The following is a 24,119-nucleotide window of genomic DNA, read 5'->3' as shown; positions in this document are numbered from 1 at the left end:
GGTTCCCATGTCACGCAACAGCCTGACACTATTCGACCGCCAGCTGCTCGTTCCGGCGCTGCTGGATGCGCTGCGCAAGCTGCACCCGCGCGTGCAGCTGCGAAGCCCGGTCATGTTCGTCGTCTACGTCGGCAGCATCCTGACGACTTTGCTGGCGCTGCAGGCCGTCGGCGGCAACGGCGAGGCCGGCGCCGGCTTCATCGCCGCGATCGCCGTCTGGCTGTGGTTCACGGTGCTGTTCGCGAATTTCGCGGAAGCGCTGGCCGAGGGCCGCAGCAAGGCGCAGGCCGCGTCACTGCGCGCCCTGAAGGCGACCGTCACGGCGAAAAAGCTGGCGACGCCCCGCTACGGCACCACCTGGCTGCCCGTGCCGGCCACCGACCTGCGCAAGGGCATGACGGTGCTGGTCGAGGCGGGCGACGTGATCCCGGCGGACGGCGACGTGATCGAAGGTGTCGCGTCCGTCGACGAATCCGCGATCACCGGCGAATCGGCCCCGGTGATCCGCGAGTCGGGCGGCGACTTCTCCGCCGTGACCGGCGGCACCCGCGTGCTGTCGGACTGGCTCGTGGTGCGCGTGGCCGCCAACCCGGGCGAGGCCTTCATCGACCGCATGATCGCGATGGTGGAGGGCGCGCAGCGGCGCAAGACGCCGAACGAGATCGCGCTGACGATCCTGCTGGTGGCGCTGACGATCGTGTTCCTCGTCGTCACCGTGACCTTGCTGCCGTTCTCGCTGTTCTCCGTGCAGGCGGCCGGCAGCGGCGCGCCGGTGACGGTCACCGTGCTGATCGCGCTGCTCGTGTGCCTGATCCCGACGACGATCGGCGGCCTGCTGTCGGCGATCGGCGTGGCCGGTATGAGCCGCATGATGGGCGCGAACGTGATCGCCACGTCCGGCCGCGCCGTCGAGGCGGCCGGTGACGTCGACGTGCTGTTGCTCGACAAGACGGGCACGATCACGCACGGCAACCGGCAGGCTTCCGCCTTCCTGCCGGCACCGGGCGTGACGGAAGAACAGTTGGCCAATGCCGCCCACCTGGCATCGCGGGCCGACGAAACGCCGGAAGGCCGCAGCATCGTCGCGCTGGCGCGGCAGCGCTGCCGCATCGAGGAGGCCGTACCGGCCGGCGTGGACGAGGAGATCACCTTCGTCGAGTTCACGGCGCAGACGCGGATGAGCGGCGCGGACATCGGCGGGCGCGCCGTGCGCAAGGGCGCCGCGGACACGATCCGCCGCTACGTCGAGACGGCCGGCGGCCGCTATCCCGCCGAGGTGGCGCGGCTGGTGGACGACGTGGCGCGCCGCGGCAGCACGCCGCTCGTCGTCGTCGACGATGGCCGCGTGATGGGCGTGGTCGAGCTGAAGGACATCGTCAAGACGGGCATCCGCGAACGCTTCGCCGAGCTGCGCCGGATGGGCATCCGCACCGTGATGATCACCGGCGACAACCGCCTGACGGCGGCTGCCATCGCCGCCGAGGCAGGCGTCGACGACTTCCTCGCCGAGGCGACGCCGGAGGACAAGCTGAAGCTGATCCGCAGCCAGCAGGCCGAAGGCCGGCTGGTGGCGATGACGGGCGACGGCACCAACGACGCGCCGGCACTGGCGCAGGCCGACGTGGCGGTGGCGATGAACAGCGGCACTCAGGCGGCCAAGGAAGCCGGCAACATGGTCGACCTGGATTCGAACCCCACCAAGCTGCTCGAGATCGTGGAGATCGGCAAGCAGATGCTGATGACGCGGGGCGCGCTGACGACGTTCTCGATCGCCAACGACGTGGCCAAGTACTTCGCGATCATCCCGGCCGCGTTCGTCGGCACGTATCCGCAGCTGAAAAGCCTCGACGTGATGCAGCTGGGCAGCGCGAACTCCGCGATCATGTCGGCGGTGATCTTCAACGCGCTGATCATCGTGTTCCTGATTCCGCTGGCGCTGCAAGGGGTGCGCTACCGCGCGCTGGGCGCGGCCGTGCTGCTGCGCCGGAACCTGCTGGTCTATGGCCTCGGCGGCCTGGTGCTGCCGTTCATCGGCATCAAGCTGATCGACCTGGCGCTCGTCGCGCTCAACCTGGCATAACGGAGCAATCCCATGACCACTCTCATTCGCCCCGCCCTCGTCATCTTCGCCGCGCTGACGCTCGTCTGCGGCATCGTCTACCCGCTGGCCGTGACCGGCATCGGCAAGGCGGCCTTCCCCGCGCAGGTTGCCGGCAGCCTCGTCACCGCCGGCGGCAACGTGGTGGGCTCCCGCCTGATCGGCCAGCCGTTCGCCGCCCCGGGCCATTTCTGGGGCCGGCCATCGGCCACCGCGCCGATGCCGTACAACGGCGCCGGTTCGGGCGGCTCGAACCAGGGCCCCCTCAATCCCGCCCTCGCCGACGCAGTGAAGAGCCGCATCGAGGCGCTGCGCGCCGCCGATCCGGGCAACACGGCGCCCGTGCCGGTCGACCTGGTCACCGCCTCGGCCAGTGGCCTCGATCCGGACATCAGCCTGGCCGCCGCCCAGTACCAGGTCGCCCGCGTGGCGCGCGCGCGCGGCATCGACGCCGCCCGCGTGCGCGAACTGGTAGAGCGCCATGCCGAGCGGCCCCTGTTCGGGTTCCTGGGCGAGCCGCGCGTCAACGTGCTGGCTCTGAATATGGCTCTCGATACACTGTAATCGTCTACACTGCCGCCCATGATCCCCAACGACAGCCAACGTCCCGACCCGGATGCGCTGCTGGCGCAGATGCAGGCCAGCGCCGCGCGTGCCACGCGCGGCCGGCTGCGCATCTACTTCGGCGCGTCCGCCGGCGTCGGCAAGACGTACGCGATGCTGAATGCGGCGCGCCAGCTGCAGGGCGAAGGCGTGCGGCCGCTGGTGGGCATCGTTGAAACGCACGGCCGCGCCGAGACGGCCGCGCTGCTCGACTCGCTCGACGTGCTGCCGCCCCGGCAGATGCCGTGGCGCGGCAAGGCGCTGGCCGAATTCGACCTCGATGCGGCGCTGGCGCGGCGTCCCAACCTGATCCTGGTGGACGAGTTGGCCCACTCGAACGCGCCCGGTTCGCGCCACCCGAAGCGCTGGCAGGATGTCGAGGAACTGCTGGAAGCGGGCATCGACGTGTTCACGACCGTCAACGTGCAGCACCTGGAAAGCCTGAACGACGTCGTCGGCGGCATCACCGGCGTGCGCGTGGCCGAGACGCTGCCGGACACGGTGTTCGACCGCGCCGACGAGGTGGTGCTGGTGGACGTGCCGGCCGACGAGCTGCTGGCGCGGCTGAAGGACGGCAAGGTGTACCAGGCGGCGCAGGCCGAACGGGCGGCGCGCAACTTCTTCCGCAAGGGGAACCTGATCGCGTTGCGCGAGCTGGCGCTGCGCCGCACGGCGGACCGGGTCGGTGGCGACGTGCGCAGCTACCGCATCGAGAAGGTCATCGGCGCGCCGTGGAAGACGGGCGCCGCGCTGCTGGCATGCGTGGGCGACCGCCCCGGCGGCGTGCACGTGGTGCGCAGCGCGGCCCGGCTGGCCGGCCAGCTGAACGCCAGCTGGCATGCGGTGTACATCGAAACGCCCGCCCTGCAACGGCTGCCGGCGGCGCGGCGCGAGCGCATCCTGGAAACGCTGAAGCTGGCCCAGGACCTGGGTGCGACGACGGCGGTGCTGGCCGGCGACGACCTCGGCACTGCGGTCGCCCGCTATGCGGAGCAGCAGAACATCGGCAAGGTCGTGCTGGGCCGGGCAACGTCACGCTGGCGCTGGCACCTGCCGACGCTGCGCCGCATCGCCCGCGCGGCCCCAGCGCTGGATGTGATCGAGGTAGGCAGCGAGAACGTGCAGCGCGACCGCGACGCGAACATGCGTGCCGAGCCGGCGATGCCGTGGCGCTGGCGGCCGCACGCGCTCGGGCTGGCGGCGCCGGTGCTGGTCGCCGCGTTCGGCGCAACGCTGGCGGACCGCCTGGAGACGACCAATATCGCGATGCTGTTCCTGCTGGCCGTGCTGGTCGTCGCGTTCCGGCTGGGCCGCGGACCGGCGCTGACGGCCAGCGTGGCCGGCGTCGCGCTGTTCGACTACCTGTTCGTGCAACCGCGCTTTTCGTTCGCCGTCAGCGACATCCAGTACCTGATCACGTTCGCGGTGATGCTGGCCGTCGGCCTGATCACGAGCCACCTCGCGGCGGGCCTGCGCTTCCAGGCCCGCGTGGCCACGCACCGCGAGGGCAGGGCGCGCGCGCTGTACGAATATGCGCGCGAGCTGACCGGCGTGCTGCAGGCCGAGCAGGTGCTGGAGATCACGCGTCGCACGCTGGCCCAGGCATTCCGCGCCCAGGTGACGCTGCTGCTGCCGGACGAGCAGGGCCGGCTCGTCGAGCCGGAGGCACAGGCGGGCATGAGCGTGCTGGACATGGCGATCGCGCAATGGGCGTTCGACCGTGCCGCGCCGGCAGGGATGGGCACGGGCACGTTGCCGTCGGCGGCGCTGTTTTACCTGCCGCTGGTCGCGCCGATGCGCACCCGCGGCGTGCTGGTGCTGGAGCCGGCCGACCGGCGCTGGCTGCTGGTGCCGGAGCAGCGCCGCCAGCTCGACACGTTCGCCGCGCTGGCCGCGATCGCGCTGGAACGGGTGCACTACATCGACGTGGCGCAGAAGGCGCTGGTGCAGATGGAATCGGAACGGCTGCGCAACTCGCTGCTGGCGGCGCTGTCGCACGACCTGCGCACGCCGCTGACATCGCTCGTCGGCCTGGCCGAATCGCTGGCGCGCTCGCCCCTGTCGCCGGTGCAGAGCGAGCTGGCGGGCGCGCTGCGCGAAGAGGCCGTGCGCATGAGCACCCTGGTGGGCAACCTGCTGGACATGGCGCGCATCGAGAGCGGCGCCGTGCACCTGAACCTGCAATGGCAGGCGCTGGAAGAGACGGTGGGCAGCGCGCTGCGCGCCGCGCGCACCTTGCTCGCCGGGCACCGGGTGGCGACGCGGCTGCCGGCCGACCTGCCGCTGGTGCGCTACGATGCGGTGCTGATCGAGCGGGTGCTGGCGAACCTGCTCGAGAACGCGGCCAAGTACACGCCGGCCGGCAGCACGATCACGCTGTCGGCAAGCGCCGCCGGCGGCAAGCTGGAAGTGACCGTCGCGGACGACGGCCCGGGCCTGCCGACCGGCCAGGAGGAAGCGATCTTCGAAAAATTCACGCGCGGCGAACGCGAGTCGGCCAAGCCGGGTGTCGGCCTGGGGCTGGCGATCTGCCGCGCCATCGTGCAGGCGCATGGCGGCACGATCGCCGCGCGGCGCGCCGCCGAGGGCGGTGCCGCGCTCGTGTTCACGCTGCCGCTGGAAACGCCGCCAGCGCTGCCGGAGGAATCCATTCATGCATGACAAATTGATGCCGACCGCGTTGTTAGTCGAGGACGAACCGCAGATCCGCCGCTTCGTGCGCCTCGCGCTCGAAGAAGAAGGCTGGAACGTGCAGGAATCGGCTACATTGCAGCGCGGCCTGATCGACGCCGGCACGCGCAAGCCCGACCTGGTGATCGTCGACCTGGGCCTGCCCGATGGCGACGGCGTGGACCTGATCGCCGATCTGCGCCAGTGGTCGCCCGTGCCGGTGATCGTGCTGTCGGCCCGCGTGTCGGAAGAGGAGAAGATCCGCGCGCTGGACGCCGGCGCGGACGACTATCTCACCAAGCCGTTCGGCGTGGGCGAGCTGCTGGCCCGCGTGCGCGCGCTGCAGCGCCGCCGCCGCGCGCCCGACCAGGATGCCGGCGGCGTCGTGCGGTTCGGCGACGTCGAAGTGGACCTGCATGCCCGCATGGTCACGCGCGCCGGCCAGATGGTACACCTGACGCCGACCGAATACCGGCTGCTGGCCGTGCTCGTCAACCATGCGAACCGCGTCGTCACGAACCGGCAGCTGCTGCGCGAAGTCTGGGGCCCGGCGCACGCCGACAGCGGCCATTACCTGCGCATCTACATGGGCCACCTGCGCCAGAAGCTGGAGCGCGATCCCGCCCAGCCGGTGCACCTGCTGACGGAAACGGCGGTCGGCTACCGCCTGCTGCTGGCCGGCTAACTTCTTACCAACCCGCGGTTGACCGTTCCGCCACGCACCCGCGTGCGCGGCGTGGCACCGCACATCCCTACCACTTGAAAGCTCGATATGAAACGACTGATTTCAGGCCTTGCCCTGGCCATCGCATTTGCCGCAAGCGCCCAGGCCCAGGACGCCGTGCCCGGCAGCGAGGTGACGTTCAACGCCGCCGCCGTCTCCGACTACCGCTACCGCGGCATCTCGCAGACGCGCCTGCGCCCGGCGCTGCAGGGCGGTGTCGACTGGGTCGACCACGACGGCGGCTGGTATGCGGGCGCCTGGGCGTCGACGATCCGCTGGACGAAGGATGCGGGCGGCGACGGCAGCGTCGAGATCGACCTGTATGCCGGCAAGCGCGGCGCGCTCGGCGGCGGCGTCACCTACGACGTGGGCGTGCTGGGCTACGTCTACCCGTCCAATGGGCTGCATCCGGATGCGGACACGCTGGAACTCTACGGCCAGTTGGCATACGGGCCCGCCACGCTGAAGTACTCGGATGCGACAACGAACCTGTTCGGCTTTGCCGACAGCCGCCACAGTGGCTACCTGGATGCATCGCTCAATCATGAGATCGCCGCCGGCTGGACCGTGAACCTGCACGCCGGCCGCCAGCAGGTGCGCCATCATGCCGCAGCCGATTACACGGACTGGAAGGCGGGCGTGACGAAGGACCTGGGTGCCGCGACCGTGTCGCTCGCGTACGTGGGCACGAATGCGGACAAGGCGGCCTATGCATCGCCCGCGAACGGCAAGTTCACGGGGCGCGATGCGCTGGTGGTGACGGTGTCGAAGGTGTTCTGACTTGCCGGGCTGCGGGGTTCAGGCGCGGGCGCGCGCGGCCGTGGCGCCGGCGAGCCACTTGCGCAGCTGGCTGCGCAGCGGGATGTCGACATGGCGTTCGATGTACACGCACGCCAGCACCAGCAGCAGCGCGGCGAGGAACGCCAGCGGCCGTTCCCACCCGGGGACCAGCGCCACGCCGTTCCTGACGACGCGCGCGATCGGCACGTGCAGCAGATACAGCGGGTAGCTGGCCGCGCCGAGTGCGCACATCAGGCGCAGGCGCCAGCCGGACGGCTCGGCCGTTGCCGCGATCGCCACGGCCATCGGCAGCACGACGAAGACGGCGACCAGCTCTTCGACATGCCCGTAGCCCGGCACGTGCGGCATCGCGAGCACCGCCACGACCAGGCCGATGCCGACGGGTGCCGGCACTTGCCGCGCAAGCGCCAGCCAGCGGGCGCGCTCGCGGTACAGTAGCACGCCCAGCGCGATGCCGAACACGGCCCGCACGAAGCCCACGCCGACGGAGAACAGCGAATAGGAAAAGCCGAAACCGATCGTTCCCTCGGCCGTGCCGAGCGCCACGAGGACCAGTGCGCAGGTGCCGACGATGGCCGCCAGCACGCGGGTGCGCAACATCGGATGGAAGGCGGCGTAGCCGGCATTGACGATCAGTTCGAGCAGCAGCGACCAGTAGCAGACGTTCAGCGGGAACAGCGAAGGCGAATCGGGCAACGGCACGGGGATCAGGAACAGGCTGGCGGCACCCGCCACGAGCACGTCGGGAACGTGCCCGACGTTCCCTTTGCTGAGGGCGCCGGCCAGCCGGGACGCGACGCTGACGATGACCGACAGCGTGAAGACGGGGTAGATCCGCACCAGGCGGAGCAGCATGAACGAGTGGGGCGGCAGGCTGGCGTCGCGTAACCGCGCGTCGTAGCCGTGCGCGATCACGAAGCCGCTCAGGATGAAGAACAGGTCGACGGCCAGGTGGGAAAAATAGAAGTCCAGTCCAAGCAGCCCATGCCAGTGGCGGACGAGGATGAACATCGCCGCGATACCGCGCATTCCATCAAGGTAGGCAAAGCGCATGACAGGACTCTTGTTTAAAAGATCACATGGCGTCCATTGTAGCGCTTTACGTTGACTTTTTGTCAGTATCGGCAGCCGCTATTTCGACAGCACGCGCATCGCCCGCTCCAGCCCGTCCAGCGTGATGGGGTACATGCGCCCGTTCATCAGCTGGCGGATGACGGCGATCGATTGCCGGTACTGCCACAGGCCTTCCGGTTCCGGGTTCAGCCACGCGAACTTCGGGAACGCGTGCGTGAAGCGGGCCAGCCATTCCGCGCCGGCTTCCTCGTTGTTGTACTCGACGGAGCCGCCCGGCTGCAGCACCTCGTAGGGGCTCATCGTCGCATCGCCCACGAAGATCAGCTTCGTATCCGGCGTGTACTTGCGCAGCACGTCCCAGGTGGGGAAGCGTTCCGCGTGGCGGCGCCGGTTGTTTTTCCACAGGTAGTCGTAGACGCAGTTGTGGAAGTAGAAGAACTCCATGTTCTTGAACTCGGACTTGGCGGCCGAGAACAGCTCCTCGGTGCGCTCGATGTGGTCGTCCATCGTGCCGCCCACGTCGAACAGCATCAGCACCTTGACGTTGTTGCGGCGCTCCGGCTGCATCCGGATGTCGAGCCAGCCGGCGTTGTTGGCGGTGGCGCGGATCGTCTGGTCCAGCGCCAGCTCCTCGGCCGCGCCATCGCGCGCGAAGCGGCGCAGGCGGCGCAGCGCGATCTTGATGTTGCGCGTGCCCAGTTCGCGGTCCGAGTCGTAGTCCTTGTAGCTGCGCCGGTCCCACACCTTGACCGCGGTGCGGTTGCGGCCCTGGCCGCCGATCCGCACGCCTTCCGGATTGGTGCCGCCATGGCCGAACGGCGACGTGCCGCCCGTGCCGATCCACTTGCTGCCGCCCTCGTGGCGCTCCTTCTGTTCCTGCAGCAGTTCGCGCAGCCGGTCCATCAGCTTGTCGTAGCCGAATTTTTCCAGCGCGGCCTTCTGTTCGTCCGTCAGCTCGCGTTCCATCCGCTTCACGAGCCAGTCGAGCGGGATCGCGCCCTTGTCGTCGAAGGTCGCGGCGATGCCCTTGAAGTACTGGGCGAAGGCGCGGTCGAAGCGGTCGAAGTGGGCCTCGTCCTTCACGAGCGTCAGGCGCGCCAGCCAGTAGAAATCGTCGAGCGACTGCGTGACGACGTTCTTCTCCATCGCCTCCAGCAAGGTGAGGAATTCCTTGATGGTGACGGGGATCTTCGCGTCCTTCAGCGTGAAGAAGAAGTCGATCAGCATGGCTCGTGGCGCCGCAGCAGGTAGTCCAGGTGGGCCCTGACCTCGGGCCATTCGCCGCGCACGATGCTGTACATGACGGTGTCGCGCACGGTGCCGTCGCGCCGCAGCGCGTGGTGGCGTATGACGCCGTCCTTCTTCGCGCCCAGGCGTTCGATTGCGCGCTGCGACGCGTGGTTGAAGTTATCGGTGCGCAGCCCCACGACGGCGCAGCCCAGCGTGTCGAACGCGTGCGCCAGCAGCATGCGCTTGCAGCTCGTGTTCACGTGGCTGCGCTGGCGGCTCCGCGCATACCACGTGTAGCCGATCTCGACGCGGTCGAGCGCCGGCACGATGTCGTGGTAGCTGGTGGTGCCGATGATTTCCCCGCTGGCGGCGTCGCGCACGGCCCAGGCGCAGCGCCCCGGCGTCTCGAGCGCCGTCGTGATGTAGGCGCCCACGTTCTCCGGCTCCGGCACGGACGTCACGCGCAGCTGCCACAGCGCGCCGTCGCAGGCGGCCGCGCGCAGCCCGTCCGCATGCTCGTGGCCCAGCGGCTCGAGCCGCACGCCGTTGAACTCCAGCGCGACCGGCTGCACGGCGATCATCGGTTCGTCCTCGACATGAACACGAGGCGCTCGAACAGGTGCACGTCCTGCTCGTTTTTCAAGAGCGCGCCGTGCAGCGGCGGCACGATGGCCTTGGCGTCCTTGCTGCGCAGCGCCTCGGGCGGGATGTCCTCGGCCAGCAGCAGTTTCAGCCAGTCGAGGAATTCGGACGTCGACGGCTTCTTCTTCAGGCCTGACACGTCGCGCACCTCGTAGAACGTCTGCAGCGCCTGGGCCAGCAGCTCCTGCTTCAGGTGCGGGAAGTGGACCTTGACGATGGCTTCCATCGTGTCCTTGTCGGGGAACGCGATGTAGTGGAAGAAGCAGCGGCGCAGGAACGCGTCCGGCAGTTCCTTCTCGTTGTTGGACGTGATGATGACCAGCGGGCGGTGCTTCGCGACCACCATCTCGCGCGTCTCGTACACGTAGAACTCCATGCGGTCCAGTTCGCGCAGCAGGTCGTTCGGGAATTCGATGTCGGCCTTGTCGATCTCGTCGATCAGCAGCACGACCGGTTCCGGCGCCGTGAAGGCCTGCCACAGCACGCCCTTGACGATGTAGTTGTGGATGTCGCGCACGCGCTCGTCGCCCAGCTGCGAGTCGCGCAGGCGCGACACGGCGTCGTACTCGTACAGGCCCTGCTGGGCCTTGGTGGTCGACTTCACGTGCCATTGCAGCAGCGGGCGGTCCAGCGCGGCCGCCACTTCCTCGGCCAGCATCGTCTTGCCGGTGCCGGGCTCGCCCTTGACGAGCAGGGGGCGCTGCAACGTCAGCGCGGCGTTGACGGCGAGCTTCAGGTCGGCGGTCGCGACGTAGTGCGCGGAACCTTCGAAACGTGCGTGTTGGTGGTCGGCGTGCATCGGTGAACTTCCCGTTGGTATGGTCGAAAAACGGAGTATATGACAGTTGACGGCCCGTGTTTTCAGGCGCGCCGGCAACTTTGTGGACGACGGTAAATAGCTAGGTTAGAATCGGCGATTGGTAGTATGAAAGTCAAGTATTTGTGTAAGCTGCAAAGGGGGCCGTGGAGACGGCGGTAGCGCAGGACCCCCTCCGATTACCTTTTTTGATTTGACTAGCCACCCATGACAAAACTCCTTGCGGAACTCTCGCTCGCCTTTGCGTTCGCCGGCGTCGCGACCGCCGCTGCCGCGGCGGACATCGTCGGCAATCCCGCCAACGCCCCAGCCAAGATCGAAATGTGCATCGGCTGCCACGGCATCCCCGGTTACAAGGCGACCTTCCCCGAAGTGTTTCCCGTGCCGAAAATCGGCGGCCAGAGCGCGAAGTACATCGAAGCCGCGCTGAAGGCTTACCAGAAGGGGGACCGCAAGCACCCTTCGATGAAGGGGATCGCCGTCAGCCTGTCCGACCAGGACATCGCCGACATCGCTGCCTACTACGCCAAGCAGAAATGAGGGGAGCCACGATGAAGAACACACTGCTCGCCCTGGCGCTCTGCGCCGCCGCCACTGCCGCCGTCGCCTCGGGCAACGTCAACAACGGCAAGGCGCTGGCCGAGAAATACAACTGCGCCAGCTGCCACGGCAAGGATTTCAACTCGCCGATCGCTCCCGACTACCCGAAGCTGGCCGGCCAGCACAAGGACTACCTGGCGCACGCGCTGACGGCCTACAAGCGCGGCGACGGCCCAAACGGCCGCAACAACGCGATCATGACGGGCCAGGTGAAGCCGCTGTCGAACCAGGACATCGCCGACCTGGCAGCCTATCTGCACAGCCTGCCGGGGACGCTCGTCATCCAGCACTAAGGCGCCCGGACACGTTCTTCAAACCCAAGGCAGAAGCCGGGGTCAGACCCGCCGGGGCGAAGCAGGGGTTTCAAGGAGCATCGCTCCTTGCCTGCGCAGCGGTGCTGGCCCGCAGGCCAGCACTCCTTTCTGACCCCAGGTTTTGCATTTTGGTTGAAAGGATGCCGCCGGCCCTTCAGCTACCCACGCGGCGCCTGATCGCCTCGATGTACGCCTCGCCATCCGGCGGGGTGCCGGTGCGCTGCGACTTCCAGATCATCTCGCCCAGGCACTCCATGATTTCATGGTGCGCTTCGTGCGGCGAGTCCAGCTTTTGCGCCAGCGTTTCAAAGGCGGCGCGGATGCCGCGCGGCGAGTCGATCGAGATCTGCTCGGAAATCGACAGGTGCATCGCCAGGTGCAGGAACGGATTGGCCTGGCCTCCCTCGACGGAGTAATCGCGGGCGATCGCGGCCTCGGCGTCGGCCAGCGCGTCGTCGTATTCCGGGTGTTGGCGCACCCAGTCCAGCGCCATCGCTTCGAGCGGCGTCAGGATTTCATGCGCGCGGTCCTTGCGGAACACTTCGCAGAAGAAGCGGCGGACATCGTGGGAAGAGGGCGTGAACATGGGACGACAGCGTAACTGGCCAGGGGGCGGCCATTGTACAAAGAAATGCCCGCCGGCGCAGGACGGGCCCGCGCCGGTTGCATGAAGGACAAGCCGAGGACCTGCGCTCAGCGCTTGTCGCTGGTGGCCAGCGCGGCCCCGTCGCAGCCGACGATTTCCTTGGCCGGCGCGGCGGCGCCCTGTTGCGGCGGGCGCTGCCCCTGCTGGCCGCGGCCGTGCGGCTGGCGCAGGTAGCGCGACGAGTGACGTCGCTCGCCTTGCGGCGGCCAGGTCAGGAAGCGCGACAATTCCTGCAGCGCGCGCTGGTATACCTCGCGCTTGAATTCGATCACCACGTCCAGCGGCACCCAGTACTCGTGCCAGCGCCATGCGTCGAACTCGGGATGATCCGTCAGGCGCAGGTTCACTTCATTGTCGCGCGCACACATGCGCAGCAGGAACCAGATCTGCTTCTGGCCGCGATAGTGCCCGCGGATCTCGCGCTTGATGAAATGGTCCGGTACCTCGTAGCGCAGCCAGTCGCGGGTGCGGCCCACGATCTTCACGTGTTCCGGGCGCAGCCCGATCTCTTCCTGCAGCTCGCGATACATCGCCTGTTCAGGTGTCTCGCCGTACTTGATGCCTCCTTGCGGAAATTGCCATGAGTGCTCGCGCACCCGTTTGCCCCACCAGACCTCGTTGTGCGAGTTCAGCAGGATGATGCCGACGTTGGGGCGGAACCCTTCCCGATCGAGCATAGTGCACCTCAAAACTTTCTGCCGCCGATGCAGTCCCTCTTACATCTATCCTCTTACATTTTTGCCCACAAGTTCGCCTGACGGCCGCGCCCCCGGGATACGGGAGCGGCCGGCAAGCCCGCCGCGGCACCATCAGGCGAGCGCCGCAGTTGAACGCGCAGTCGAACACGAAGTTCAGCACATTGTATAAATGATGGATGCATCAGCCAGCTAATCCTTTAAAATTAGGTTGATTATAACCCTCTCTTTTTGAAAAGAATTCACTGATATGCGTGCGTCACGGTTTTTTATTTCCACACTCAAAGAAGCGCCTTCCGACGCTGAAATCGTCAGCCACAAGCTGATGATGCGGGCAGGCATGATCAAGCGGCTGGGTTCGGGCATCTACACCTACATGCCGATGGGCTTGAAGGTGATCCGCAAGGTCGAGGCGATCGTGCGCGAAGAGATGAACCGCGCCGGCGCGATCGAGCTCTTGATGCCGCTGGTACAGCCGGCCGAGCTGTGGCAGGAAACGGGGCGCTGGGACAAGATGGGGCCGGAACTGATGCGCGTAAAGGACCGGCATGGCCGCGAGTTCGCGATCCAGCCGACCTCCGAGGAAGTGATCACGGACGTGGTGCGCAGCGAGATCAAATCGTACCGCCAGCTGCCGTTGAATTTTTACCACATTCAGACGAAATTCCGCGACGAACGCCGCCCCCGCTTCGGCCTGATGCGCGGCCGCGAGTTCACGATGAAGGATGCGTACTCGTTCGACCGCGACCTGGAAGGCATGCAAAAGTCCTACCAGACGATGTTCGACGCGTACACGAAGATCTTCACGCGCTTCGGCCTGAAGTTCCGCGCCGTGGCCGCAGACAACGGCGCGATCGGCGGCACCGGTTCGCATGAATTCCACGTGATCGCCAGCACGGGCGAAGATGCGCTGGTGTACTGCCCCACGTCCGACTACGCCGCCAACATCGAGGCGGCCGAGGCGCTGGCGACGGGCACGCGCCCGGCACCGTCCGCCGAGCTCGTGAAAACGTCGACGCCGAAGGCCGCCAAGTGCGAGGACGTGGCCAAGCTGCTGGGCATCGACCTGGCGAAGACGGTCAAGACGATCGCGCTGACGGTCGAGAAGGAAACCGACGGCAAACTGGATAAACAGTATTTCATGTTGCTGCTGCGCGGCGACCATGAGCTGAACGAGATCAAGGCGGCGAAGGTGCCGGGCCTGACGGGCGCCTACCGCTTCTCGACCGAGGCGGAGATCGAGGAAGTCTACGGCTGCAAGCCGGGCTACCTGGGCCCGATCGGCACCAAGGCCCCCGTGACCATCGTGGCCGACCGCACGGTCGCGAACATGGCAGATTTCGTCACCGGTGCCAACGAGGTGGATTACCACTACACGGGCGCGAACTGGGGCCGCGACGTGGCCGAGCCGCACATCACGGCCGACCTGCGCAACGTCGTCGAAGGCGATCCTTCGCCGGACGGCAAGGGCGTGCTGGCGATCGAGCGCGGCATCGAAGTGGGCCACGTGTTCCAGCTGGGTACCGCGTACTCGACCGCGATGAACGCCACCTACCTCGACGAGAACGGCAAGCCGGCACCGCTGCAGATGGGCTGCTACGGCATCGGCGTCACGCGCATCCTGGGCGCGGCGATCGAGCAGAACTTCGACGACAAGGGCATCATCTGGCCGACGTCGATCGCGCCGTTCGAACTGGTGCTGTGCCCGATGGGGATGGACCGCAGCGAACTGGTGAAAGAAGAGACGGAGAAGCTGTACGCCGCGGCGCTGGCCGCCGGCATCGACGTGATCGTCGACGACCGTGGCCTGCGCCCGGGCGCGATGTTCGCCGACTGGGAGCTGATCGGTGTGCCGCACCGCGTCGTCATCGGTGAGCGTGGCCTGAAGGAAGGCAACCTGGAATACCAAGGCCGTCGCGACACCGAGGCGACCAGCGTGCCGTTGGCCGACATCCTTGCCTTCATCAAGGGCAAAGTGCAGCAATAACCATGGGGCGCACACACCGCGAAGGCCGGGAACGGCGCCGTTGGTGGGCCCGCCCCTTGCGCTGGTGGCACACGGCGGCATTCGCCACCGGCGTGCTGTGCGCGCCGTTCGGCTTCGCCGGCAACCAGAAGGAAGAGGCGCTGGCGGACTCGGTCCGCCTCGCGTTGTCGAACGCGATCCTCGACGCGCGCCCGCCCAAGCCGGCGTTCACCAACCCCGCCGACCAGCAGCGCTACGACGCCTGGGTGGCGCAGATGTCCGACCGCCTGAAGCGCAAGCTGCCGGACGAACTGCACCGCCGCGAGTTTCTGGAAACCGTGTGGTACGAGTCGCGCCGCGCGGGGCTGGAGCCCTCACTGGTGCTCGGGCTGATCCAGGTGGAGTCGGCGTACCGCAAGTACGCCGTGTCGATGGTGGGCGCGCGCGGCTACATGCAGGTGATGCCGTTCTGGACCAACGTGATCGGCGACAGCGACCGCCGCAAGCTGTTCAACATGCAGACCAACCTGCGCTACGGCTGCGCGATCCTGCGCATGTACGTCGATATGGAAGGGGGCAACCTGTTCCTGGCGCTGGGCCGCTACAACGGCAGCCGCGGGCGGCCGGAGTATCCGAATGCGGTGCTGAAGGCGTGGAATAACTGGCGGTAGGGTCAGACCCGTTGGGTCTGACCCAAGACTTTGGGTTTTGGGTTCGGCCTGTTCCGTCGAGCCACGGACCACATAATCAAACCCCAATCAGATGCTTGGGTCAGACCCGCCGGGTCTGACCCTAAAAAAACGCCCCGGTCGCTTTCACGCCGGGGCTTGTGACGGCAGGTCTTGCCGGCGCGTCTTATTTGAGGTGATCGGAGATCAGTTTCGTCATCTCGAACATGGACACCTGGGCCTTGCCACCGAAGACAGCCTTCAGCTTGTCGTCCGCGTTGATCATGCGGCGGTTGGCGGCATCCTGCAGGTTGTGCTTCTTGATGTAATCCCAGACTTTCTTCGTCACTTCCGTGCGTGGCAGCGGGGAGGCACCAACTACCGGGGACAGGGCGGCGGACGGAGTCATCTCTTTCATGAATGCTGCGTTGGGCTTGCGTGCTGCGGGTGCTGCTTTTTTCGCTGCGGGCTTGGCTGCAGCTTTCGCTGGAGCCGCGGCCTTCTTTGCCGGAGCCGCTTTGGTAGCGGCTTTCTTGGCTGGTGCTGCCGTGGATTTCTTGGCTGTTGCCATATTCGAGCCTCCTTAACAAACACATGGAAAATTGCGCAATACAATCGCACGGCTAATATTGGTGGGCTTTTTACAAGGATGCAAGCGTTTTTCGCGTTTTTTGTGGGAAACGACACGTAAAGAACAGCCAACAATGCAAAAAACCGCCGTTGCGCACGCTGCGCAGGGCGGTTTTTTTATCCTTCGAAGGCCAGAAAGCCTTTAGGTGTAGGCCGTATGGGTAGGTGCAGTCAGCGCTGGCTTTTTGCTGAACCCAGTTGTTCGGGTTGCGTTCAAACGAGTCAGGGCAAGGCGTAGCGACGCAGGCAGTGCTTTAGCACGCCAAGGCGCTACAACGCAGCCATGGCTCGTTTTAACGCAATCCCGGCATCATGCCTTTCATGGAGCGCATCATTTTCATCAATCCGCCGCCCTGCAGCTTCTTCATCATCGACTGCATCTGCTCGAACTGGTTCAGCATGCGGTTCACTTCCTGCACCTGCACGCCGGCGCCTGCCGCGATGCGGCGCTTGCGCGAGGCCTTGATCAACTCCGGCTTGGCGCGTTCGAAAGGCGTCATCGAATCGATGATGCCGACCATGCGGCGCACCTGCTTGTCCGCCTGGTCCATGTTGGCATTGCCGGCCGCCTGCTGGAACTGGGCCGGCAGCTTGTCGATCAGGCTCGACATGCCGCCCATCTTCTTCATCTGGCCCAGCTGCGCCTTGAAGTCGTTCATGTCGAACTTGCCGCCGGCCTTGACCTTCGCGGCCAGGTCCGCGGCCGCCTTCGCGTCGACGCCCTTGCGCGCCTCCTCGACCAGCGCAAGGATGTCGCCCATGCCCAGGATCCGGTTCGCCATCCGCGCCGGATCGAACGCTTCCAGGCCATCGAGCTTTTCGGATACGCCGGCGAACTTGATCGGCTTGCCCGTGATGTGACGCACGGACAGCGCGGCACCGCCACGTGAATCGCCATCGAGTTTCGTCAGCACGATACCGGTCAGCGGCAGCGCGTCGTTGAACGCCTTGGCCGTGTTGATCGCATCCTGGCCCAGCATCGCGTCGACGACGAACAGCGTCTCGATCGGCTTCACGGCGCCATGCACGGCGGTGATCTCGCGCATCATCTCCTCGTCGATGCCGAGGCGGCCCGCCGTGTCGATGATCAGCACGTCGTGATAGTGCTTCCTGGCCCAGTCAAGCGCGGCCAGCGCGATGTCGACCGGCTTGTCCTGCGCGGTGGACGGGAAGAAGTCGGCGCCCACCTGGCTCGTCACCGATTGCAGCTGGGCGATCGCGGCGGGGCGGTACACGTCGGCCGACACGGTCAGCACTTTTTTCTTCTTCTCTTCGCGCAGGTACTTCGCCAGCTTGCCGACGGTGGTCGTCTTGCCGACACCCTGCAGGCCGGCCATCAGGATGATCGCGGGCGGCTGTTGGGCGAACGAGAGTTGCGCGGCTTCCGGGCCCAGATCGGCGCCCATCAGCGCGGCCAGCTCGCGCTGCACGACGCCGACCAGGGCCTGGCCCGGCGTCAGCGACGAGATCACTTCCTCGCCGAGCGCCTTTTCCTTCACCTTCGCGATGAACTCGCGCACGGCGGGCAGCGCCACGTCGGCTTCCAGCAGCGCCAGGCGCACCTCGCGCAGCATCTCGGCGGTGTTGGCTTCGGTGAGGCGGGCCTCGCCGCGCATGGTCTTGACGACCTTGGCGAGGCGTTGAGTCAGATTGTCTAGCATGATGGATCTGTACTGTGGGATAGATGCCCCGGCCAGGACGGCCGGGTGTTGCACGCATTTTACCCGAAGCAGCACGGGCGCCGCGCGAACCGCGGCGCCCGGTGGTGAGTGCTTCGTGTGCGCTCAGTGCGGAACGACGAGCCGCACGACCGTCGACCCCGACAGCAGTGCGAAGCTGAACGGCCCGGTGGCCACCAGCGCCTGCGGATGGTTCAGGTAGCCCGGCAGGCCCGCATACGTGATCGGCTTGCCCGCCACGCCGGCGATCACGCTCTGTACACCGGCCGGTGTGGTGCGGTAGACCACCGACTGTGCTACGTCGGCGGAGTACAGGTTGCCGGCCGCGTCGGCCACGTCACGCAGCCCCGGCGGCAATGCCGCGACCGTCGTCACGACGCCCTGTGGCGTGATCTTGCGCACTGGGATCGGAATACCGACACCGGTGCCGCCCGCGGTCTTGCGGTCCGTCGCGTACAGGTTGCCATCGGCATCGATGCCGACCAGCGTCGGCACGACAAAGCGCGCCGCGCTGCCCGTGCCATCCACCTGGACGTCGGCCTTGTCGCCGGAACCGGCCAGCACGGCCACGGTTCCCCGCGGCGTGATCTTGTAGATCGCGCCACCGCCGGCCGGTGGGTTCGCCGGGCCGGTCACCTGGCGGTCCGACACGTACAGGTTGCCGGTCTTGTCAGCCACGATGCCCGTCGGGACGTGCACGGCGGCGGAGGTGGCGAACGTGGTCGTCACCCCGTCCGGCGTTACCTTGCGCAGCGTGAGGCCGGGAACGTCGGTGCCGCTGCTGTCCTTCGGCTGCGAATCGACGACATACAGGTTGCCCGACGGGTCCGCCGCCATCAGGTAGATGTTCGCATTGAACCGCGCCGCCGTGCCGGTGCCGTTCACCGTGCCAGGCGTGGCGGGCTCCTTGCCGGCAAAGGCGGTGGTGGTGCCGTCGGCATTGAGCACGTCGATCTGGGCCGTTCGCGCCGCTTTCACGCTGACGCCGCCGTTGCCGACGATCTGGCGCAGCCCCGCATCGGCCACGCGGACACTGATGACGACGCCCTCGGGTGTCACCTTGCGCAGCAGCAGGTCGGTGCTGCCGCTCAGGCGGTCGAGCACGAGGACATTGCCCTGCACGTCCACCGCCAGGCTGAACGGCGCAAGGAAGCGCGCTGCGTTGCCCTGGCCATCCTGTGGCAGCGCGGAACTGCCCAGCGCGCCGGCGAGCGTCGTCACGGTGCCGTCCGGTGTCACCTTGCGGATCAGCGTGTCGTCGATCACGTACAGGTTGCCCTGGATGTCGCCGGCGATTGCGGAGATGGCGCGGAAGCGCGCCACGCCGGCCGGCCCGTCCACGGGCAGCGCATTGCTGTCGCCCGTCACCACGCCAGCCAGCGTGGCCGTGCCGCCCGCCGGTTCGAAGATCTGGACGATGCGTTCGTGTTGTGCGCCGTACAACTTGCCGGTCGGGGTGCCATACAGATGGAACGTGTCCGCCTGGGCCAGGGACAGCGTTGCCAGTGTCGGCGGCGTCACGTCGGCATTGAGCTGGCGGACCTTGACGGTGCCCAGCGCGACGTCGCGTTGGGCGTACACGGCATAACCTGCCTGCGAAGGCGCGACGCTGATGGCCCCGGCATCGGGCGTCAACGTCGTCACGGCACCATCGGATGTGACGCGACGCAGCGCTGCATCCTCGGCCACCAGCAAGCCGCCGCTCGAATCCATCGCAATCTCGCGGATGAGGCCGAAGCGCGCCGCGGTGCGGCGGCCGTCGATCAGGCCGATGCCGCCATCGTCGCCGGCGATGATCTGCAGCCGTGCCGGGCCCGGGTCCGGGTACAACGTCAGGTTGACCGATTTGCTGGCGGCGCCGGCGGTCGCAGTGACCGTCACCGGCATGGCGGCGGCGACGCCATCGGCCGGCGGCAGATAGGTGACGCTGGTTCCGGTCGCCCCGGACAAGGTGCCGGGGCTGCCGGCCGCCAGCTGCCAGCTGACGCTTGTGCCGTCCGACACGGCCGCTGTCAGCGTCACGGCGCCACCGCCGGCCAGCGCATATGGGACGCTGGCGCTGGCTGTCAATGCTGTCGAGCCGCCACCGGACGGCGGGGGTCCGCTGCTGTCGCCACCACCACCCCCGCCGCAGGCGGAGAGCGCAAGTGTGATCGCGGCGGACGCGAGCAATCTCTTGAGAGTAAGGCCGTGCATGGGTACCTCTTGTCGTGGTGAGTGATGTGACGTGCATTATTGATTACTTACCGCGCTTTAAATCTCGCGGAAACTCACACCTTGCATGATGTTACAAACTCTTACTTTTGGACGAGAAGAGGGGCTATCAAGCCGAGGCGTCCGCTGTCATGTCGTGCGACCCGCGTCATGCCGGCGCGGCTGGCGCGCCACAGCCCCTGCGGGCTGCGCCGGCAATGGGCATCGATTTGTTATTTCTCATATTCAATATTTAGCGCCTGTTGCATCGTGTGAAGTTCTGGACCTGGCTTCAGGCCGGCACGGTATGATTCCCTAGTCATCCGGGTCGTTTCTTTTTCGTGGAGGAGCTCCAATGAAGTTGAAGTCGATGGCAATGGCGGCGCTGCTGGCGCTGGGCACGGCGGCGCAGGCGCAGGACGTGGTCAGGCTCGGCAACCTGAAGTTCGCCCACTACGGCGCGGTGTCTTATATAAAAGAGATCGCGCCGAAGTGCGGCATCAAGGTCGAGGAGCACATCTTCGCGAAGGGGCTCGACGTGATGCAGGCCATCATCGCCGGCGAACTCGATGTCGGCACCACCGCATCGGAGGCGGCGATCTCGGGCCGGGCCGGCGGCGCGCCGATCTATGTCGTGGCCGGCTTCGCGAAAGGCGGCGCGCGCCTCGTCGGCCGGACGGACCTGAACCTGAAGTCGCTGAAGGACCTGAAGGGCAAGCGGGTCGGCGTGACGCGCGGCGGCATCCAGGAAGTGCTGCTGCTCGCCGAGCTGCACCAGGTCGGCATGACCGCTTCCGACCAGCCGGGCAAGGACGTGCGCCTCGTGTTCCTCGCCTACGCGGACTTGAATCAGGCGCTCCTCGGCAAGAACATCGATGCGATGATGCAGTCCGAACCGCAGTCGTCGCAAGCGATCAACAAGGGTTACGGCAACGAGATCATGAAGCCGTACAACACGCCGATCGGCGAGCCGGTCCGGACGATGGTGATGACGGAGAAGTTCTACAAGGAGCGCCGGCCGGTGGCCGAGAAATTCATGCGCTGCTTCGTCCAGGCGACCCAGTCCTTCATCGACAACCCGGCGCTGGCCGAGAAATACGTGCGCGAAGTCGTGTTCAAGGGCCAGATCACGAAGGACGATTTCGACGACGCGATCGGCAATTCACCCTACACCTACGACATCACGCCGGAACACATCCAGACGACGACGGACGTGATGTTCAAGACGGGCGTCGGCCGCATGAGCCGGCCGCCGCAGGCGAAGGACTGGGTCAAGACGGACCTCCTCAACCAGGCCAAGCAAAGCCTGGGCGTGAAGTAGGAGGGCGCGATGGCAAGGATCGCATGGCGGGAAATCGCGGTGGGCATGGTGGTGCCGGCCGCCGTCATCGTCGCGTGGCAGCTGGCGTCGAGCTATGGCCTGGTCAATCCGGCCGTGCTGCCGTCGCCGCTGGCCGTCGTTACGAAGTGGATCGAATACCTGCTGCCGCTGCAGCCGTATGACCCGGCCACGCAATCGCGGCTGGCGTGGGCGCTGTCCGGCGAGCTGATTCACGATTCGCTCGGCAGCCTGTATCGCGTGGTGGTCGGCTTCGCCATCGGCGCCGGGCTGGCGCTGCCGATCGGGCTGGCGATGGGCGCGAGCCCGCGCGTGTATGCGTGGCTCAATCCCCTGGTGCAGCTGCTGCGGCCGATCCCGCCGATCGCCTACATTCCGCTGTCGATCCTGTGGTTCGGGCTGGGCAATCCGCCTGCCGTGTTCCTGATCGCGCTGGGCGCGTTCTTCCCCGTGCTGATGAACACGATCGCCGGCGTGCGGCAGGTGGACGGCATCTACCTGCGCGCCGCGCGCAACCTGGGCGCCTCCGGCACGACGATGTTCGTGCGCGTGATCCTGCCGGCGGCCGTGCCGTACATCCTGTCCGGCGTGCGGATCGGCATCGGCACGGCGTTCATCGTCGTCATCGTGTCCGAGATGATCGCCGTGAACAACGGGCTGGGTTTCCGCATCCTCGAGGCGCGCGAGTACTTCTGGTCGGACAAGATCATCGCCGGCATGATCACGATCGGCCTGATCGGCCTGGCGATCGACGTGGGCATGAATAGCCTGAACAACCATCTGCTGCGCTGGCACCGCGGCCTGGAGAACTGAGATGAGCGAAGCGCATATCGTCGCGGCCGGCGTCAACAAGGTCTTTGCCACGGGCGGGCGGGAAGTCGTCGCCCTGAAGGAGATCAACCTGAAGGTGCCGCGCGGCCAGTTCGTCTGCCTGCTGGGGCCATCGGGCTGCGGCAAGTCGACGCTGCTGAACGCGATCGCCGGGTTCGCGCTGCCGTCGTCCGGCATCATCACGGCGGACGGCAAGCTGGTCACGGGGCCGGGGCCGGAGCGGGGCATGGTGTTCCAGGAGTATGCGCTGTTCCCGTGGATGACCGTCGAGGACAACATCGCGTTCGGCTTGCAGATCAAGGGCCAGCCGCGCGACACCGTCCGCGCCACCGTCGACAAGCTGCTGGCGATGCTGTCGCTGGCGGACTTCCGGCACCGCTACCCGAAGGACCTGTCCGGCGGCATGCGCCAGCGCGTGGCGATCGCCCGCGTGCTGGCGCTCGATTCGCCGATCATGCTGATGGACGAACCGTTCGGCGCGCTGGACGCGCTGACGCGCCGCAACCTGCAGGACGAGCTGCTGCGTCTGTGGGCCGAGCTGAAAAAGACGATCATCTTCGTGACCCACTCGATCGAGGAAGCGATCTACCTGGCCGACCGGATCGTCGTGATGACGTACCGGCCGGGCACGATCAAGCGCGACCTGATCGTCGAGCTGCCGCGCCTGCGCGACCCGGCCTCGCCCGTCTTCAACGCATTGAAGCGCGAGCTGGGCCAGCTGGTGATGGAAGAACAACAACGGCACCACAACGACGAGCTGCGGCTGGCTGCCGTCGATTAGTTGCTCCGGTTGGCTCGGCTGCCATGGTGTAAACTTAGCCGATGCAGACCATTCTCCTGATCGCAGCCGCGTTGCTGTATACCGTGTGTGCCTTCCTGCCCGCCACCCGGGCGAAACCCATTGCCCTGGTGACCGCACTGGCGTGGCTCGCGCATGGCGCCGGCCTGTGGATGGACGTCGTCGTGCCCGGCTCGCTGCGGCTCGGCTTCGCGGCGATGCTGTCGTCCGCGCTGTGGATCTCCGTGGGCGCCTACTGGATCGAAAACCGCAACTTCGCGCTGGACGGCCTGCGCCGGATGGTGATGCCGAGCGCCGTGCTTGCGTGCGCATTGCAGGCGCTGTTCCCCGGCGCGCTGATCGGGCTGGAAGGGCGCTCGCCGATGTTCGGCTGGCATATTGCCATCGCGACGCTGGCCTACAGCACGCTGACGATCGCCGCGTTCCACGCCGTGCTGATGGCGCTGCAGGAGTCGCGCCTGCACACGCGCAGCGAGCGCGCCACCTTCCTGTCCACCGCGCTGGACCAGCTGCCCGCCTTGCTGACGATGGAAAAACTGCTGTTCCGCCTGATCGGCTTCGGCTTCATGCTGCTGAGCCTTACCGTGTTGTCCGGCATCGTGTTCTCGGAACAGCTGTTCGGCCAGGCGCTGAAATGGGACCACAAGTCCGTCTTCACCTTGCTGTCCTGGCTGCTGTTCGCGGCCTTGCTGGCGGGCCGGCACTTCCGCGGCTGGCGCGGCAAGACGGCGCTGTCGTTCACGCTGGCGGGCTTCGCCACCTTGCTGCTCGCTTACGTCGGCAGCCGTTTTGTTCTCGAAGTAGTGTTACACCGGGGTTTCGCATGACACGTGTCTTATTCTGGCTGGCGCTTGCGCTGCTGATTTATTTCGCCTTCCGTTCCAAGCAAAAGCAGGCGCAGCGCCGCGCCGAGCAAGCCATGCAGCAGCAGCGCCAGCGCGCCGCGCAGCAACAGCAGCAGCAACAAGTCGCGGCTGAAGCGATGCTGTGCTGCGCCCACTGCGGCGTGTATTTCCCCGCCTCCGAAAACGTGCCGGCCGGCGGGCGCGATTACTGCAGCCCGGCGCACGCGCCGGCACACTGATCGCGGCCGGCGGCAC

Annotated in this window: 23 protein-coding genes; 14 read left to right on the top strand and 9 right to left on the bottom strand. The window is 66.8% G+C overall.

Going from position 1 to position 24,119, the window contains the following annotated elements; all coding sequences use genetic code 11:
* The first annotated feature begins 7 nt into the window (after nucleotides 1-7).
* The 5 genes from kdpB (at nucleotide 8) to IP92_RS10065 (ending at nucleotide 6,875) form a co-directional block, all read left to right on the top strand.
* Nucleotides 8-2,080 carry a potassium-transporting ATPase subunit KdpB gene (gene kdpB / locus IP92_RS10085; RefSeq protein WP_145874412.1) on the top strand — a complete coding sequence of 691 codons (2,073 nt, stop codon included), beginning with the start codon at nucleotides 8-10 and terminating at the stop codon, nucleotides 2,078-2,080.
* Nucleotides 2,081-2,092: 12 nt separating this feature from the next.
* Nucleotides 2,093-2,662: a potassium-transporting ATPase subunit KdpC gene (gene kdpC / locus IP92_RS10080; RefSeq protein ID WP_145874411.1), complete on the top strand. Its 570-nt coding sequence runs from the start codon at nucleotides 2,093-2,095 to the stop codon at nucleotides 2,660-2,662.
* 18 nt (nucleotides 2,663-2,680) lie between these two features.
* Entirely contained in the window at nucleotides 2,681-5,362 is a 2,682-nt protein-coding gene (locus IP92_RS10075; protein WP_145874410.1) for a DUF4118 domain-containing protein, read from the top strand.
* Complete coding sequence (gene kdpE, locus IP92_RS10070) at nucleotides 5,355-6,056, top strand: two-component system response regulator KdpE (protein ID WP_145874409.1); 702 nt, start codon at nucleotides 5,355-5,357, stop codon at nucleotides 6,054-6,056. Before IP92_RS10075 ends, kdpE begins: the two co-directional genes overlap by 8 nt.
* 87 nt (nucleotides 6,057-6,143) lie before the next feature.
* Nucleotides 6,144-6,875, top strand: coding sequence for a TorF family putative porin (locus IP92_RS10065; RefSeq protein ID WP_145874408.1), 732 nt, complete (start codon nucleotides 6,144-6,146; stop codon nucleotides 6,873-6,875).
* A gap of 18 nt (nucleotides 6,876-6,893) precedes the next feature.
* Here IP92_RS10065 and IP92_RS10060 read toward each other — a convergent pair whose 3' ends face one another.
* The 4 genes from IP92_RS10060 to IP92_RS10045 form a co-directional block, all read right to left on the bottom strand.
* Nucleotides 6,894-7,949, bottom strand: a complete 1,056-nt coding sequence (locus tag IP92_RS10060) for an acyltransferase family protein (protein WP_145874407.1) — start codon at nucleotides 7,947-7,949, stop codon at nucleotides 6,894-6,896.
* 78 nt (nucleotides 7,950-8,027) lie between these two features.
* A complete protein-coding gene (locus IP92_RS10055) occupies nucleotides 8,028-9,197 on the bottom strand; it encodes a vWA domain-containing protein (RefSeq protein WP_145874406.1) in 1,170 nt (389 codons plus the stop codon).
* Nucleotides 9,191-9,781: a GNAT family N-acetyltransferase gene (locus IP92_RS10050; RefSeq protein WP_145874405.1), complete on the bottom strand. Its 591-nt coding sequence runs from the start codon at nucleotides 9,779-9,781 to the stop codon at nucleotides 9,191-9,193. The genes IP92_RS10055 and IP92_RS10050 overlap by 7 nt, the downstream gene beginning before the upstream one ends.
* A complete protein-coding gene (locus IP92_RS10045) occupies nucleotides 9,778-10,641 on the bottom strand; it encodes an AAA family ATPase (protein WP_145874404.1) in 864 nt (287 codons plus the stop codon). Before IP92_RS10045 ends, IP92_RS10050 begins: the two co-directional genes overlap by 4 nt.
* Before the next feature lie 225 nt (nucleotides 10,642-10,866).
* Between IP92_RS10045 and IP92_RS10040 the strand changes: the two genes are divergently transcribed.
* A complete protein-coding gene (locus tag IP92_RS10040; protein WP_145874403.1) occupies nucleotides 10,867-11,199 on the top strand; it encodes a c-type cytochrome in 333 nt (110 codons plus the stop codon).
* A gap of 11 nt (nucleotides 11,200-11,210) precedes the next feature.
* Nucleotides 11,211-11,552, top strand: coding sequence for a c-type cytochrome (locus tag IP92_RS10035; protein ID WP_145874402.1), 342 nt, complete (start codon nucleotides 11,211-11,213; stop codon nucleotides 11,550-11,552).
* A gap of 175 nt (nucleotides 11,553-11,727) precedes the next feature.
* Here the strand turns inward: IP92_RS10035 and IP92_RS10025 are convergent, their stop codons facing one another.
* Entirely contained in the window at nucleotides 11,728-12,159 is a 432-nt protein-coding gene (locus tag IP92_RS10025) for a DUF1841 family protein (RefSeq protein ID WP_145874400.1), read from the bottom strand.
* 107 nt (nucleotides 12,160-12,266) lie between these two features.
* The gene (locus IP92_RS10020) at nucleotides 12,267-12,896 is read right to left on the bottom strand and encodes an RNA pyrophosphohydrolase (RefSeq protein WP_229418712.1); all 630 of its coding nucleotides are present in this window, start codon (nucleotides 12,894-12,896) and stop codon (nucleotides 12,267-12,269) included.
* 268 nt (nucleotides 12,897-13,164) lie between these two features.
* Here IP92_RS10020 and IP92_RS10015 point away from each other — a divergent pair, with 268 nt between their 5' ends.
* A complete protein-coding gene (locus IP92_RS10015) occupies nucleotides 13,165-14,901 on the top strand; it encodes a proline--tRNA ligase (RefSeq protein ID WP_145874399.1) in 1,737 nt (578 codons plus the stop codon).
* Nucleotides 14,902-14,903: 2 nt separating this feature from the next.
* Nucleotides 14,904-15,551 (top strand): lytic transglycosylase domain-containing protein, encoded by a 648-nt coding sequence (locus IP92_RS10010; protein ID WP_145874398.1) that lies wholly within the window; start codon nucleotides 14,904-14,906, stop codon nucleotides 15,549-15,551.
* Nucleotides 15,552-15,735: 184 nt separating this feature from the next.
* Here the strand turns inward: IP92_RS10010 and IP92_RS10005 are convergent, their stop codons facing one another.
* The 3 genes from IP92_RS10005 to IP92_RS09995 all read right to left on the bottom strand — a co-directional run bounded on the left by IP92_RS10005 (nucleotide 15,736) and on the right by IP92_RS09995 (nucleotide 20,053).
* A complete protein-coding gene (locus IP92_RS10005; protein ID WP_145874397.1) occupies nucleotides 15,736-16,119 on the bottom strand; it encodes an SWIB/MDM2 domain-containing protein in 384 nt (127 codons plus the stop codon).
* A gap of 352 nt (nucleotides 16,120-16,471) precedes the next feature.
* On the bottom strand, nucleotides 16,472-17,839 hold the full coding sequence (gene ffh / locus IP92_RS10000; protein WP_145874396.1) for a signal recognition particle protein: 1,368 nt from the start codon (nucleotides 17,837-17,839) through the stop codon (nucleotides 16,472-16,474).
* Nucleotides 17,840-17,962: 123 nt separating this feature from the next.
* Complete coding sequence (locus tag IP92_RS09995; RefSeq protein WP_145874395.1) at nucleotides 17,963-20,053, bottom strand: NHL repeat-containing protein; 2,091 nt, start codon at nucleotides 20,051-20,053, stop codon at nucleotides 17,963-17,965.
* A 352-nt stretch (nucleotides 20,054-20,405) separates the two neighbouring features.
* On the opposite strand from IP92_RS09995, the gene IP92_RS09990 reads away from it, so the two are divergent.
* From IP92_RS09990 to IP92_RS09970, 5 genes are read left to right on the top strand one after another with little or no spacing between them, the layout of a single operon-like run.
* Nucleotides 20,406-21,371: an ABC transporter substrate-binding protein gene (locus IP92_RS09990; protein ID WP_145874394.1), complete on the top strand. Its 966-nt coding sequence runs from the start codon at nucleotides 20,406-20,408 to the stop codon at nucleotides 21,369-21,371.
* 9 nt (nucleotides 21,372-21,380) lie between these two features.
* Nucleotides 21,381-22,202 carry an ABC transporter permease gene (locus IP92_RS09985; protein WP_145874393.1) on the top strand — a complete coding sequence of 274 codons (822 nt, stop codon included), beginning with the start codon at nucleotides 21,381-21,383 and terminating at the stop codon, nucleotides 22,200-22,202.
* A 1-nt stretch (nucleotide 22,203) separates the two neighbouring features.
* A complete protein-coding gene (locus IP92_RS09980) occupies nucleotides 22,204-23,001 on the top strand; it encodes an ABC transporter ATP-binding protein (RefSeq protein WP_145874392.1) in 798 nt (265 codons plus the stop codon).
* Between the two features lie 41 nt (nucleotides 23,002-23,042).
* The gene (locus IP92_RS09975) at nucleotides 23,043-23,846 is read left to right on the top strand and encodes a cytochrome C assembly family protein (RefSeq protein WP_145874391.1); all 804 of its coding nucleotides are present in this window, start codon (nucleotides 23,043-23,045) and stop codon (nucleotides 23,844-23,846) included.
* A complete protein-coding gene (locus tag IP92_RS09970) occupies nucleotides 23,843-24,103 on the top strand; it encodes a PP0621 family protein (protein ID WP_145874390.1) in 261 nt (86 codons plus the stop codon). Before IP92_RS09975 ends, IP92_RS09970 begins: the two co-directional genes overlap by 4 nt.
* The last annotated feature ends 16 nt before the right edge of the window (nucleotides 24,104-24,119 follow it).

The sequence above is a fragment of the Pseudoduganella flava genome (genome assembly GCF_007830495.1).
Lineage (GTDB): Bacteria > Pseudomonadota > Gammaproteobacteria > Burkholderiales > Burkholderiaceae_D > Rugamonas > Rugamonas flava.
This window is presented reverse-complemented; position numbering and strand designations above follow the sequence as displayed.